General features: G+C 76.5%; 12 protein-coding genes. 5 read left to right on the top strand and 7 right to left on the bottom strand.

Features of this window, described 5'->3' with window-relative positions:
* Positions 1-53: 53 nt before the first annotated feature.
* From ACFQ8E_RS07765 to ACFQ8E_RS07745, 5 genes are all read right to left on the bottom strand, one after another.
* On the bottom strand, positions 54-1,271 hold the full coding sequence (locus ACFQ8E_RS07765) for an ABC transporter permease (RefSeq protein ID WP_430550002.1): 1,218 nt from the start codon (positions 1,269-1,271) through the stop codon (positions 54-56).
* On the bottom strand, positions 1,268-2,020 hold the full coding sequence (locus ACFQ8E_RS07760; RefSeq protein ID WP_430550001.1) for an ABC transporter ATP-binding protein: 753 nt from the start codon (positions 2,018-2,020) through the stop codon (positions 1,268-1,270). Before ACFQ8E_RS07760 ends, ACFQ8E_RS07765 begins: the two co-directional genes overlap by 4 nt.
* Positions 2,017-3,396: an efflux RND transporter periplasmic adaptor subunit gene (locus tag ACFQ8E_RS07755; RefSeq protein ID WP_430550000.1), complete on the bottom strand. Its 1,380-nt coding sequence runs from the start codon at positions 3,394-3,396 to the stop codon at positions 2,017-2,019. The genes ACFQ8E_RS07760 and ACFQ8E_RS07755 overlap by 4 nt, the downstream gene beginning before the upstream one ends.
* A 115-nt stretch (positions 3,397-3,511) precedes the next feature.
* Complete coding sequence (locus ACFQ8E_RS07750) at positions 3,512-5,266, bottom strand: serine/threonine-protein kinase (protein ID WP_430549999.1); 1,755 nt, start codon at positions 5,264-5,266, stop codon at positions 3,512-3,514.
* A gap of 137 nt (positions 5,267-5,403) precedes the next feature.
* Positions 5,404-6,828 (bottom strand): dihydrolipoyl dehydrogenase family protein, encoded by a 1,425-nt coding sequence (locus tag ACFQ8E_RS07745; RefSeq protein WP_430549998.1) that lies wholly within the window; start codon positions 6,826-6,828, stop codon positions 5,404-5,406.
* A 687-nt stretch (positions 6,829-7,515) separates the two neighbouring features.
* Here ACFQ8E_RS07745 and ACFQ8E_RS07740 point away from each other — a divergent pair.
* The 4 genes from ACFQ8E_RS07740 to ACFQ8E_RS07725 are packed head-to-tail and all read left to right on the top strand — an operon-like array spanning position 7,516 to position 11,731.
* Positions 7,516-9,264 (top strand): bifunctional 3'-5' exonuclease/DNA polymerase, encoded by a 1,749-nt coding sequence (locus ACFQ8E_RS07740; RefSeq protein ID WP_430550375.1) that lies wholly within the window; start codon positions 7,516-7,518, stop codon positions 9,262-9,264.
* Positions 9,265-9,289: 25 nt separating this feature from the next.
* On the top strand, positions 9,290-10,252 hold the full coding sequence (locus ACFQ8E_RS07735; RefSeq protein WP_430549997.1) for a Nif3-like dinuclear metal center hexameric protein: 963 nt from the start codon (positions 9,290-9,292) through the stop codon (positions 10,250-10,252).
* 22 nt (positions 10,253-10,274) lie between these two features.
* Positions 10,275-11,024 (top strand): zinc ribbon domain-containing protein, encoded by a 750-nt coding sequence (locus tag ACFQ8E_RS07730; protein ID WP_430549996.1) that lies wholly within the window; start codon positions 10,275-10,277, stop codon positions 11,022-11,024.
* A complete protein-coding gene (locus tag ACFQ8E_RS07725) occupies positions 11,024-11,731 on the top strand; it encodes a histidine phosphatase family protein (protein ID WP_430549995.1) in 708 nt (235 codons plus the stop codon). Before ACFQ8E_RS07730 ends, ACFQ8E_RS07725 begins: the two co-directional genes overlap by 1 nt.
* An 18-nt stretch (positions 11,732-11,749) precedes the next feature.
* Here the strand turns inward: ACFQ8E_RS07725 and ACFQ8E_RS07720 are convergent, their stop codons facing one another.
* Together ACFQ8E_RS07720 and ACFQ8E_RS07715 are read right to left on the bottom strand one after the other, a co-directional pair.
* A complete protein-coding gene (locus ACFQ8E_RS07720; protein WP_430549994.1) occupies positions 11,750-12,103 on the bottom strand; it encodes a TfoX/Sxy family protein in 354 nt (117 codons plus the stop codon).
* Between the two features lie 36 nt (positions 12,104-12,139).
* On the bottom strand, positions 12,140-12,976 hold the full coding sequence (locus ACFQ8E_RS07715; RefSeq protein ID WP_430549993.1) for a YaaA family protein: 837 nt from the start codon (positions 12,974-12,976) through the stop codon (positions 12,140-12,142).
* A gap of 88 nt (positions 12,977-13,064) precedes the next feature.
* Between ACFQ8E_RS07715 and ACFQ8E_RS07710 the strand changes: the two genes are divergently transcribed.
* Positions 13,065-13,448 carry a tautomerase family protein gene (locus tag ACFQ8E_RS07710; RefSeq protein WP_430549992.1) on the top strand — a complete coding sequence of 128 codons (384 nt, stop codon included), beginning with the start codon at positions 13,065-13,067 and terminating at the stop codon, positions 13,446-13,448.
* The last annotated feature ends 43 nt before the right edge of the window (positions 13,449-13,491 follow it).

Raw genomic sequence — 13,491 nt, 5'->3', positions numbered from 1 at the left:
GGGGAGGGTCGGGGTGCGGCTGGCCGCCGCTCGTGATGGGGCGCGGTGCACGGCTACTCGCTCCGCAGCGCGTCGATCGGGGCGAGACGGGCGGCGCGGACGGCGGGGTAGACGCCGAACACCAGCCCGATGGCGAGCGCGACGGCGAGCGAGCCGGCCACCGCGACGGGCGAGACGACGATCGACGAGTCGAGCACCGACGGCAGGGTCACCGCGGCGAGGACACCGAGGCCGGCGCCGACGAGCCCGCCGGTGATGCCGAGGATCGACGCCTCCGTGAGGAACTGCCGCCGGATCGCCCCGGGCGGGGCGCCGAGGGCCTTGCGCAGCCCGATCTCGCGGGTCCGCTCGGTGACGGACACGAGCATGATGTTCATGACGCCGATGCCGCCGACCAGCAGGGACAGGCCCGCCACCCCGGCGAGCAGCACAGTGAGGGTGCGGTACACCGACGTCGCCGTCGACACGAGCGAGTCCTGCGAGTCGATCGTGAAGTCGGCGGCGTCCGCGCTCGTCGCGCCGTGCAGCGCGAGCAGGAGCGACTGCGCCTCCTGGTACGCGGCGGAGATGGCGTCGGTGTCGGTCGCCTTGAGGTAGATGGTGCTGACCGACGTGTCGGAGCCGCCCGTGATGCCGGACGTCATCGCGGTCATGGACACGACGGCGGTGTCGTCGAGGTTGGCCGACGCGCTCGACCCGGCCGCCTCGAGCACGCCGACGACGTCGAACGTCGTCCCGGCGATGCTCACCGTGCGCCCGACGACGCGGGTGGAGCCGAACAGCTCCGTCGCCGTCTCGGGGCCGAGCACGACCTCGTCGGTCGTCCCGTCGCCGACGAACTCGCCCGAGGCGAGCTCGCGCGAGCGGACGCCCAGCCAGTCGCCGGTGACGCCGGTGACCGTGGTGGTCCAGTTGGCGTCGCCGGCCTCGAGGGACTGCGACGACTCCTTCTCGGCCGTGACGGCCGCGACGTCCGGCACGGCGACGCCGGAGCCCAGCGCGTCGGCGTCCGCCGTCGTCAGCGTGGACGCGGAGCCGAAGCCGCCGCGCACGCCGGAGGAGTCGGTGGACGACCCCGGCGTGACGATGAGCAGGTTCGACCCGAGCGAGCTGATGTCCTCGGACACGTCCTTCTGCGTGCCGAGCCCGAGGCCCACGGTGAGGATGACCGCGGCGATGCCGATGAGGATGCCCAGCACGGTCAGCAGCGAGCGCATCGTGTGCGCGCGGATCGCGTGCCACGCGGTGGCGAGGGTCTCCGCCCAGCTCATGGCGCCACCGCCCGGCCGCTCGGGGCGTCGGACGTGATCAGCCCGTCGAGCACCCGCACGACGCGGCGCGACCGTTCGGCCACCTCGTGCTCGTGCGTGATGAGCACGATGGTGCGGCCGTGCGCGTGCAGCGCGTCGAACAGGTCGAGCACGTCGGCCGTGGAGCGCGAGTCGAGGTTGCCCGTCGGCTCGTCCGCGAGGACCAGCGCGGGCTCGCCGACCAGCGCCCGCGCCACGGCGACGCGCTGCTGCTGGCCGCCCGAGAGCTGCCCCGGCCGGTTCGCCGTGCGGTCGCCGAGGCCGACGCGCTCCAGCGCCTGCACGGCCCGGGCCCGCCGCTCGGCCGGCGCCACGCCGCGGTACACGAGCGGCAGCTCGACGTTGCGCAGCGCCGACAGCGAGGGCAGCAGGTTGAACTGCTGGAACACGAACCCGATCTGCTCGTTGCGCACGCTCGCGAGGTCGGTCTCGTCCATGTCGTCCACGTCGTCGCCCGCGATCCGGTAGCTGCCGGACGTGAGCGTGTCGAGGCAACCCAGCACGTTCATGAGCGTCGACTTGCCGGAGCCGGACGGCCCCACGATCGCCACGTACTCGCCGCGCTCGATGCGCAGATCGACGCCGCGCAGCGCCTCGAACTCCAGGTCGCCGGTGCGATAGGTCTTGCGCGCGCCCCGGAGGTCGATGACCGGGTCGGACGGCGTGTCGTCCGCCTCGAGGCCGACGACGGTCGGGCTCGGCGCGGTCACGAGTCCCCTCCTCGCCCGCCGCCGGGAGCGCCCATCTGCGAGGGGTCGAAGCCCTCGGGGAGACCGCCCTGGCCGCCGCCGCGCAGCTGGGACGGGTCGAAGCCCTCCGGCAGGTCGCCCTGCCCACCGTCCTGCCCGCGCCCGGTGCCGGGGGTGAACGTCGTGTACTGCACGGTGTCGCCCTCGGACAGCCCCGACGTGATCTCGACCAGCTGGCCGGACGTCTCGCCCGTCTCGACCGCCTGCTCGGTGGTCGAGCCGTCGTCGCCGACGAGCCTCACGGTCGACGCGCCGTCGTCGCCCGTCGTCACGGCGGCCGCGGGCACGGACAGCACGTCGCTGCGGCGCTCGGTGACGATGGAGACGTCGACGCTCACGCCGTCGTGCAGGCCCTCCGGGTCGCCCGTCACCGTCACCGTGACCGGGTAGGCCACCGCGCCCTGCGACGTGGACGGGAGCCGGCCGATCTCGCTCACGGTGCCGAAGACGGTGTCGGTGAGGTCGTCGGACGTCATCTCGACCTGGTCGCCCGTCGCGATCGACGCGACGTCCGCCTCGCCGACGCTCACGTCGACCGTCCACGCGTCGGTGCCGACGATCGTGAACGCCGCGGCGTCCGTCGAGCCGGTGGAGCCCGACGAGCTCGCCGACCCGCCCGAGGCGCTCGGCGTCGCGCCGGTGCCGCCCTGGCCGGACGTCGAGCCGCTGCCCGAGGAGGAGCCGACCGTGTCGCCCACCGCGACCCCCACCGACGTCACCAGCCCCGCCGCGGGGGCCTGGAGCGTGGCGTGGGACATCGCGGCCTCGGCGTCGTCGGACGACTGCTGGGCGACGGCGACGGCGGCCTCGCGCGCCTCGACCGTGGCCTCGGCCGCGTCCGACCCGTCGTCGGAGTCCTGCGCGTCCGCGAGGTCCGCCTGCGCCTGGGCCAGGTCGGCCTTCGCCTGCGCCAGCGCGGCGTCGAGCTGCAGCGTGTCGACGGTCGCGAGGGTCTGCCCCTTCGTCACCGTGTCGCCCTCGGCGACCTGCACGCTCTGCACGGTGCCCGACGCCTCGAAGGAGACGTCCTCCTGCACGCTCGGCGTCAGCGTGCCGGTGGTCGTGACGGACTGCTCGAACGTCGCGGTGCTCGCCTGGGCGGTGGTGGACCGGGTGGCGGCCGCCGCGTCCGGCGTGCCGGCGCGGGGCCGCAGCACGGCGAGCCAGACGACGAGCGCCGCCACCACGACGACGGCGACCGCGCCGAGCAGCACCGCGCGGCGTCCCGGGCGGCGCCCGCGCAGCCGCAGGGCGACGCGACCGCGGCGGGCCGTCGGGTCGTCGGGGACCCCCGACGACGGTGAGGTCGCGGACGACCGTGAGCGCTGGAGCAACACCCTCGACTCCCTGGATCGGTGCCGCCAGGCAGGCGGCGCGTGATCCGGAGGCTAGGGAGCGTGCCTGGGACGCGGTGAGCGCGCGGCTATGCGGTTCCTGGGAGCGCCGGCGCGATCAGGGGGCAGGGGTCGAGGTGGACCCGCCGGCGTCGTCGACGGGACCGTCGGTGGGGTCGGGTTCCGCCGGAGGTGTGGTCTCCTCGTCGGTCGGGTCCGGGTCGGGCTCCGTCGGCTCGTCCGTCGGTGTCGGCGTCGACGTCGGCTCGTCGGTCGGGGTGGGGGTCGAGGTCGGCTCGTCGGTCGGTGTGGGGGTCGACGTGGGGGTGGGGGTCGAGGTCTCCGACGGCGTCACGCTGGGCGTGGGCGTGCCGGTCGGGGTGGGCGTCGACGTCCGGTCGGGGCGCGACGTCGGCTCGTCCGGGGCCTGGGTCGTCGGGGCGGTCGTGGTCGGCGTGCGCGACGGCGTGGGCGACGGCGACGGGCTGTGCGTGACCGGCGCGACCGGGGAGCCGCCGTCGGCGTCGCGGAAGAACCAGAAGGCGCCGGCGCCGAGGGCGGCCACCAGGAGCGCGGCCACGACGATCAGGAGGATCCGACGCCGGCGGGACGGCTCGGGCTCCCCGGCGGCGGGCACCCCGGCGACGGGGGTGTCCGCGGGCGGCTCGGCCGGCGGCCCGCCCAGCACCTCGGTGGGCGCCTCCCCGGAGTCGGGGACGGGCTCGGTCGGCTCGCCGTCATCCGGGAGAGGTGCCAGGGGCTCGGTCGCGTCGACCGCCCCGAGCATCCGGGTGCGCTGGAGCTCCGCCTCGGCCGCCGCCGCCGCGGCGGCGGCGAGACCTGCGGCGCCGATCGCCGCCGTCCGGTGCGGGTCCTGGGCGGCGATCTGGCCCATCGTCATGGTCTGGTCGCCGTCCGGCTCCGGGGGCTCCGCGCTGACGGGAGCCGCAGACGACGGCGGCGCGCCGGCCAGCAGCGTGGCGACCGTCTCGCCCATCGCGCCGGCGGTCGCGAACCGCCGGGCCGGGTTCTTCGCCATCGCACGGGCCACGAAGCGGTCGACGGCGGCGGGGACGGCGGCCCGCCGGGCCGACGGCGCGGGCACGGGAGCCCCGACGTGGGCCAGCAGGACGTCGCCCGGCCGAGCGCGCTCGTACGGGGGGTGCCCCGTGAGGGCGAAGTAGGCGAGGGCCCCGACCGAGTACAGGTCGCTGCGGCCGTCGAGGGGCCGGCCCTGCGCCTGCTCGGGGGACATGTACGACGCCGAGCCGGCGACGCGCTCGCCTTCGCCGTCGCCCCCGCCGGGCGCGGTGAGGCCGAGGTCCAGCAGGCCGACCGTCATGCTGCCGTCGTCGTGCCGGTCGACCACGACGTTGCGCGGGCCGACGTCGCGGTGCACCAGCCCTGCCTCGTGCACCGCCGCGATCCCTTCCAGCAGCCCGCCGACCACGGAGAGCGCCACCGGCCAGGGCAGGCCGGTGCCGCCCGCCAGCTCCGACAGGGGGGTGCCGGGCAGGCGACGCATGAGGAGCCAGGGGACGTTCGCGCCCGCGACCTCGTCCTCCCCGGTGTCGAGGACCTTCGCGACGCCCGGGTGGTCCATCAGGTCCGACGCCGCGACCTCGCGGGCGAGGCTGGCCCGTGCCGCCTCGTCGTCGACCAGGTGCGGGTGGAGCACCTTGACGAGGAGCGCCGGCGCGTCGCCGGCCCCTTCAGCGGTCTCGTCACCGGTCTCGTCGGAATCGCCGGGCAGGCGGGTGGCCTCGTAGACGGTGTACGTGCCTCCCGTGCCGAGGATGTCTCCCAGCACGTACTTTCCGCCGAGCACGACGTGCCCGGCCGTCGGCTCGTCGGCCGGGTCGTTCGGCGTCATGCCGGGCACCGCGGCGAGTGCGGGGCGTCGATGCGGAGGCCTGCGGGGGAGGGCGTCGGGGCGGCGGCGAACTCGGTCATTTCAGTCATGGGCCATCACAGGATAGGTGGTGGTCACTCGTACTGCAGTGTGCCCGGTCACGCCTCCTGGAGGTCGGCCAGCGCGCTCTCGATCGCCCGGTGGAACGTCGGGTAGGCGTAGATCATGTGCCGCAGCTCGGAGACGGGCACCCGGGCCTGCACGGCGAGGGTGAGGACCGCGAGGATCTCGCCGCCCGCCGGCCCGGCGGCGGTCGCGCCGACCAGCACGCCGGCGTCGGCGTCCACGACCAGCTTGATCAGGCCCTCGTTGCCGGGCCCGTGCACGAACCCGCGCGACGACGCGGCGAGGTCGGTGAGGCCCGTGCGGACCGTCGTCCCGGCGTCGCGGGCGGCGGCCTCCGTGAGCCCGACGCCGCCGATCTCCGGGTCGGTGAACGTCACGTGCGGGACGGCGCGGTAGTCGGCACGCTCCTCGCCGCCGGCGTCCCCGCCGTTTCCGCTGTCGCCCCCGGCCGCGAGGATGTCCGCGACCGCGATGCGCGCCTGGTACATCGACACGTGGGTGAACGCCCCCTTGCCGGTGACGTCCCCGATCACCCAGACGCCGTCCGCCGCGCGCAGCCGGTCGTCGACGGGGATCGTGCGGCCCGTGTCGTCGATGCCGACCGTCGCGACGCCGAGCGCCCGCAGGTCGGTACGGCGGCCCGCGGCCACCAGCAGCCGCTCGGAGACCAGCTGCGTGCCGTCGCCGAGGGTCAGGGTGAACCCGCCGCCGTCGTGCGAGACCGACGACACCTTGGCATCGGTGCGCACCCCGATGCCCTCGGCGGCGAAGCGGCCGGCCAGGAGCGTGCTCGCCTCGGGCTCGTCGGGCGCCAGCAGGCGCGGGCCCGCCTCGACGACCTCCACGGCGGTGCCGAACCGGGCGAAGACCTGCGCCAGCTCGCAGCCGATGGCGCCGCCGCCCAGCACGGTGAGCGACGCCGGCGCCTCGGTCGCGCGCACGGCGTCGCGGTTGGTCCAGTAGGGGGTGTCGGCCAGGCCCTCCACCGGCGGCACGGCCGGCTCGGTGCCCGGGTTGAGCAGGACGCCGCGCGTCGCGCGGAAGCGGCGCTCGCCGTCGGCCGTCGCCACGACGACCTCGCCCGGGCCGACCAGGCGCCCACGGCCGCGCACGACGCGCGCGCCCGCCTTCTCCAGCCGCTCGACGGCGGCGGTGTCGTCCCAGTCGGCGGTCGCCTCGTCGCGGACGCGCGCGGCGACGGGCGCCCAGTCCGGCACGACGTCGACCCGCCCGGCCAGCGTGCCCGCCCGGCGGGCCTCCGCGAGCGCGTCCGACGCGCGCACCATCATCTTGGTCGGGATGCAGCCGAAGTAGGGGCACTCGCCGCCGACCAGCCGCGCCTCGACCGCGACGACGTCGAGCCCTGCGCGGGCCAGCCGACCGGTCGCGTCCTCCCCGCCCGGACCCGTGCCGATCACCACGACGTCGACGGTCTCGACGGGCTGCTCGGTCGTCATGCGGTCCTCCTCGTGCGGGGTGCGGGCTGCGGGCTGCGGGCCCGGCCGGCCGGGGACGCCGACCTGGGCCAGCGCACCACATCGGCGCGCTCGTCGCGCGGCGAGATGCCGGTGCCGGCGGTCGCACACCTCTGCCACGCTGGCGCGATGGAGCTGATCGCCGCGGGTCGCGACGCCGACGTCTTCGCCCTGGACGACCACCGGGTGCTGCGCCGCTACCGCGACGGCCGTCCCGCGCACCGGGACGCCACCCTGCTCGCCGCCGTCGTCGACGCGGGGTACCCGGCGCCCGCCGTGCTCGGGGTCGACGGCCCCGGCATGCTGCTCGAGCGGCTGGCCGGCCCCACGCTGGCGGACGAGCTGCTGGCGGGCCGCCGCGACACGGGCGAGGCGGGAGCCCTCCTCGCGTCGCTGCACGCGCGCCTGCACGCCCTGCCCTGGCCGGACGGGCCCCTCCTGCACCTCGACCTGCACCCGTCGAACGTGGTGCTGGCCGCGCGCGCCCGTGGTGATCGACTGGACCGACGCCCGGACCGGGCCCGGCTACCGCGACCACCTGGGCGAGGCGGTCGCGCGGCGTCGTGCCGTTCCCGTGCTGACCGACCACGAGCTCGCGCGGCTGGACGACGCCCGGGCGCTCGCGGCCCGACCTGCCTGAGCGTCGGTGGGGGACGGCAGGATGGCGTCGTGCACGTCGTCCTGACCCGAGAGCCCGGCGGCACGGTCCGCGTGCACGACGGTACGCAGCGTGCCGTGCCCGCCGCGGACCTGCCCGCGCTCGTGGCGGACGCGGAGGACGGCGCGCGCAAGGGGGGCGTCGTGCCGCGCTGGACGTGGGACGACACGAACCGCTGGTACCTCGGCCTGCTGCGGGCGGGCGTCCGCGTGGAGCGGTCGCACGACCTGCGCCTCGTGCACCGCGTCCTGCGGCACTCCACGGCGACCGCGGGCTCGGAGCTCGCGGGGTCGCCGGCCGGCGCGTGGGACACGATGACCCCGACGCCGGCGGGCGCGGCGCCGCCGGTGGGCGCCCGCCGCGCGCCGCAGGGCGAGGCGCTCTTCGACCTCGCGGCACCCGCGCCGTCGGCCCCGGCCCCGCAGGGGGGCGAGGCGGTCGACCCCGTGGCGGAGCTGCGGCGGCAGGAGGACGCGGTGCGCGGCTCGACGGCGCCCGGGCGGCTGCGGCTGCTCGCGGCGGGGGAGTCGGCGGGTGCTCTGGTCGCGGCCGAGATGCACCACGCCGGGCTGCCGTGGCGCGCCGACGTGCACGACGCCGTCCTCACCGAGGCGCTGGGCCCCCGGCCGCCCGAGGGGCAGCGACCCGCGCGGCTCGAGGAGCTCGCCCGGCAGATCCGGGCGGCCCTCGACGCGCCGCCGTCCCTCAACCCCGACTCGCACCCCGACCTGCTCAAGGCGATGCAGTACGCGGGTGTCGGGGCGCGCAGCCTGCGCAAGTGGGAGCTCTCGACGATCGACCACCCGGTCGTCCCGCCGCTGCTGGAGTACAAGAACCTCTACCGGCTGCTCACCGCCAACGGCTGGCACTGGCTCGACGAGTGGGTGACCGACGGGAGGTTCCGCACCGAGTACGTGGTGGGCGGCGTGGTGACCGGACGCTGGGCCTCCACCGGTGGTGGGGCGCTGCAGCTCCCGAAGGGCGTGCGGCGCGCGGTGGTCGCCGACCCGGGCTGGTGCCTCGTCGTGGCGGACGTCGCCCAGCTCGAGCCGCGCGTCCTGGCGGGCATGGCGGGCGACGAGGCGATGGCGACGGCGGGCCGCGCCGGCGACCTGTATGCCGGCATCGTCGCGTCCGGGGCGGTGCCGACGCGGGAGCTGGCCAAGGTGGGCATGCTCGGCGCGATGTACGGCGGCACCACGGGGGCGAGCGCCCAGGTGCTGCCGCGGCTGGGCCGGGAGTACCCGCGGGCGATCGCGCTGGTGGAGGAGGCGGCCCGCACGGGGGAGCGCGGCGGCGTCGTGACGACGTGGCTCGGCCGGTCGTCCCCCGCCCCCGGCTCCGCCTGGGACGAGGCGCAGGCGGGGGCGTTCGCCGACGACGCGGGGGCCGACGCCGCGGCGCGCGCCCGGTCGGCGACCCGGTCGTGGGGGCGGTTCACCCGCAACTTCGTGGTGCAGGGCACCGCGGCGGAGTGGGCGCTGTGCTGGCTGGCCTCGATCCGCCGCCGCCTCTGGGCGCTCGGCGCCGCCGGGGGAGCGCGGCCCGGCCTGGCCCCCGCCCCGTTCGCCGACCGCCCGCACCTGGCGTTCTTCCTGCACGACGAGGTGGTGGTGCACGCCCCGCGGGAGCTCGCCGACGTGGTCGCGGCCGAGGTGCGCGCGGCCGCCGAGGAAGCGGGCCGCCTGCTGTTCGGGGACTTCCCGGTCGACTTCCCGCTGACCGTCGCGGCGGTCGACTCCTACGCCGACGCCAAGTGACCGGCCCCGGCTTTAGGGTCGGGCCATGACCACCGGTACCGGAGACAGCACCGCACCGCGCACCCCCGCGAACCCTCCGAGGCTGCGCGACGTCGTCGCCGCCCTCGAGGACCTCTACCCGCCGTCGACGGCGGAGGGCTGGGACGCCGTCGGCCTGGTGGTGGGCGACCCGGCGGCGCCGGTGCGCAAGATCCTGTTCGCCGTGGACCCCGTGGCCGCGGTGGTCGACGAGGCGATCGCCTGGGGCGCGGACCTGCTCGTCACCCATCACCCCCTGTTCCTGCGGCCCGTGCACTCGGTGGCGGCGACGACGTTCAAGGGCGACGTCGTGCACCGGCTGCTCACCGCGGGCTGCGGCCTGTACGTCGCGCACACCAACGCCGACGCCGCCCCGCGCGGCGTCGCGGACGCGCTCGCGGACCTCGTCGGCATCACCGACCGGAGCCCCCTCGTCGTCGGGGACGACGGCGACGGGGTCGTGCGGGGGATCGGCCGGGTCGGGCGGCTCGCCGAGCCCACGACGCTCGGTGCGTTCGCCGAGCGCGTCGCGGCCGTGCTGCCGGCGACGGCGCAGGGCGTGCGCGTCGCCGGCGACCTCGACGCCCCGGTCGCGACCGCCGCCGTGGTGGGCGGCTCCGGGGACTCGCTGTTCGACGCGGTCCGAGCCGCCGCCGTCGACGTCTACGTGACCGCCGACCTGCGCCACCACCCCGCCTCGGAGCTGCGGGAGCGGGCGGACTTCGAGGCGGGACCCGGCGGCACGGCGACGCCGTTCCTCGTGGACGTGGCCCACTTCGCGAGCGAGTGGCCGTGGCTCGCGTACGCCGCCGACGACGTCCTGGCGCGGCTCGGGGAGCGGGCCGGAGGGGGGACCGGAGACGGTTCCGGAGAAGGTACGGTGACCACGAGGGTGAGCACGATCGGCACCGACCCGTGGACCGCGCGGGTGCCGAGCACCGTGCGCGAGACCGACCGCCCCACCAGCTGAATCACTGCGAGAGGACCCGCCCGTGGCCACTGCACCCCCCGAGGACCAGCGCCGACTGCTCGAGGTCCAGGCCCTCGACACCCGGCTGCAGCAGCTCGTCCACCAGCGCCGCAACCACCCGGCGCTGGCGACCATCGCCGAGCTCGACGGCCGCATCGGTGACCTGCACACGTCGCTCGTCGACTCGCGCACCGCCGTGGCCGACCTCGAGCGTGAGCTCGCCAAGGCGGAGTCCGACGTCGCCCAGGTGCGCACCCGGGCCGAGCGCGACCAGCAGAAGCTCGACTCCGGCGCCCTGTCGGCGAAGGACTCCCAGGCCCTGGTGAGCGAGCTCGAGTCCCTGGCCCGCCGCCAGTCGGTCCTCGAGGACGCCGAGATCGAGGTCATGGAGCGCCTGGAGGCGCACCAGGGCTCGCTGGCCGAGGTGGAGTCGGCGCACGCCGAGCTCGAGGCCGCGAAGGCGAAGGCCACCGCCGAGCGGGACGAGGCCTGGGCCGAGATCAACGCGACCGGGTCGAAGGTCAAGGCGGAGCGCGAGGCGACCGCGGCCGGGCTCGACGCTGGCCTGGTCGCCCTGTACGACAAGCTGCGCGCCCAGCTCGGTGGTGTCGGCGCCGCGGCGCTGCGCGGCGGCCGGTGCGAGGGCTGCCGCCTCGACCTCAACCCCCGCGACCTCGCCGCGGTCAAGGCGGCCCCGCCCGAGCAGGTCGTGCGGTGCGAGGAGTGCGGCCGCATCCTCGTGCGCCCGGCGGACGACGGCGCCGCGGCCTGATGACCCGACCGTCCGGAGCGAGCCCGGCGGCGGGCACCGGGGCGGGCACCACCCTGCGCACCGTCGTGCTCGTCCGGCACGGCGTGACGGAGCTGACCGAGGCGCGCGCCTACTCGGGCGGCGGCGTCCCCGGGCCGTCGCTGACGACGCGGGGACGCACCCAGGCGGCGCGCGCCGCGGACGCCGTCTTCCGCCTCGGCAAGGACCTGTGGCCGGACCTGCCGCGCGCGGGTGCCCTCGTCGCCTCGCCCCTCGTGCGCACGCTCGAGACCGCCGCGGCGGTCGGGCGGCGCACCGGCCAGCACGTGCGCCCGGACGACCGGTTCGCCGAGTGCGTGTTCGGTGACTGGGAGGGCCTCACCCCCGACGCCATCGCCGCCGGCTGGCCCGACGAGTTCGCCGCCTGGGCCACGACGGGCACCGACCGGGCGCCCGGCGGCGAGTCGTACGAGGACGTGGGCGAGCGGGCGTGGGCCGGGCTGCGGGACGTCGTCACCGCGACGGACCCGGGCGCGGCGACCGTCGTCGTCGCGCACACCGTGACGATCCGCGCCCTGGCGGGGCGTTCGCTCGGTGCGCCCGCGTCGTCGTGGCGGCTGCTGCGCGTGCCTCCCTGCTCGCTCACCGTGCTGCGCTTCGGCCTCGGGGAGGACGGCGAGCCTGCGCTCGCGGAGGTCACCGCGGCCGGTTTCCCGACCGACGCCTGAGCCCGCGTGCCGCGCCGCCTACCCCTTCGCCCTGGTGGGCCGGGGCGGCTGGGGAGGGGTGGCCAGGGCGAGGTCGACACCGCGGGCCACCCAGTGGTGCAGCGCGTCCTCGTCGGCGGTGACCGACGCCGCCACCCCGACCATCCCGCGCATCACGCGTTCGCCCATGCGCAGCTCGTGCGCCCCGTCTGCGAGAGCCGCGTCGTAGCCGTCCGTGCCGACGCGCACCATGAGCTCGTCGCGGGTGATCCCGACGGCCATGTGCGTGTGCACCATGAACGCCAGCCCGCCGAACATCTTCTGCTCGGTGAACTCCGCGCGCTCGGCGACGGCGTCGCGCACGCGCGCGGCGAGGACCTCGTCGTAGGCCATGCGGCCAGTGTCGCCGGGTGTCCGACGACCCGCCCGTCAGGCGATGACGACCTCGAGGGTGCGCGGGCCGCGCCGGGTGGCGGCGTCGTGCAGGGTGGCCTCGACCATCCGGTACGACAGGCCCGTCCCGACCTCCGTGCCGATGACCTGACCGTCGAGCTCGCGGGCGGCGTCGAGCAGCTCCGCGGCGCTGGTGGGCGCCGGGCCGGAGCGGCGCAGCAGGTGGCCCGCGAGCACGCCGCGCGTGTGCTTGGCGTTGTGCGAGACGACGGCGCGCTTCCCGTCCGTCTCGCGCACCACGCGGACGGCCACCCAGTCGGCGGCCGCGTCGCCGGTCGTGGCCGGCTTCCACGCGGCGAGGTAGGCGGCCGAGCGGCAGTCGACGACGACGTCGCCCGTGGCACGCGCGTCGAGGGCGGCGGACAGGTGCGACCGCCACGCGGTGGCGAGCTTGCCGACACCGGGCAGGTCGACGCCCATCGAGAGGCGGTACGCCGGGATGCGGTCGGCGGGGGAGACGGCGCCCCACAGGCCCGAGAAGACGCGGACGTCGTCGGCGGCGCGGCGGGCCGCGTCGCCGGGCAGGTCCGCGAGGCCGGCCGCGGCGTACAGCACGCCGGTGTAGACCTGGGCGGCGGGCGCCGTCGGCGCGGCCTTGAGGTCGGTGTTGCGCGCGACCTCGTCGCCGAGCGACGCGCCCACGCCCAGGAGGTCGGTGGCGTCCGGCCGGGCGCTCGCGGCGGCGAGCGCGTCGAGCACCGCGCGGCGTTGGTCGGTGAGGTGCGCCGCCGCCGTGAGGCGGGCCAGGTCGACCGGGGCGGCACCCTCGGGCGCGGGGGTCTTGCCCTCGGAGGGCGGCAGGCAGATCAGCACCCGGACACCCTATGACCGCGCCGGGCGGGGTCTCGGTTGCCGGACCTGCCGGTGACAGTGCGGTCCGTCACCGCTAGCGTCGCCGGGCATGGTCCAGGTGAAGATCTACGGCAACCGACGGGTGTGGGGTCAGCGGCGCACGGAGGTCTCCGACGCGCTGCACGCGGCGCTGGTCGGTGCCTGGCGGATCCCCGAGGACAAGCGGTTCCACCGGTTCCTGCTGCTGGACGACGGCGACCTGGTCGCACCCCGCTCGGACGAGTACCTCATGATCGAGATCGTCGCCTTCACCGGCCGCACGCGGGAGGCGAAGCGCGAGCTGATCCGGCGCGTGTACGACGACGTCGCGCCCGCCCTGGGCGTCGCGACGGACGACGTCGAGCTGGTCGTCATCGAGTCGCCCGCCGAGAGCTGGGGGATCCGCGGCCGCTCCGGCGACGAGCTGTCGCTGAGCTACAAGGTCGACGTCTGACCCTGCCGGCGGTGAGAGGGCGTCCGACCGGCTCGACGGCGCA

Origin of the sequence: Isoptericola sp. NPDC056573, from assembly GCF_042793335.1 — a bacterium.
GTDB lineage: Bacteria > Actinomycetota > Actinomycetes > Actinomycetales > Cellulomonadaceae > Isoptericola.
This window is presented reverse-complemented; position numbering and strand designations above follow the sequence as displayed.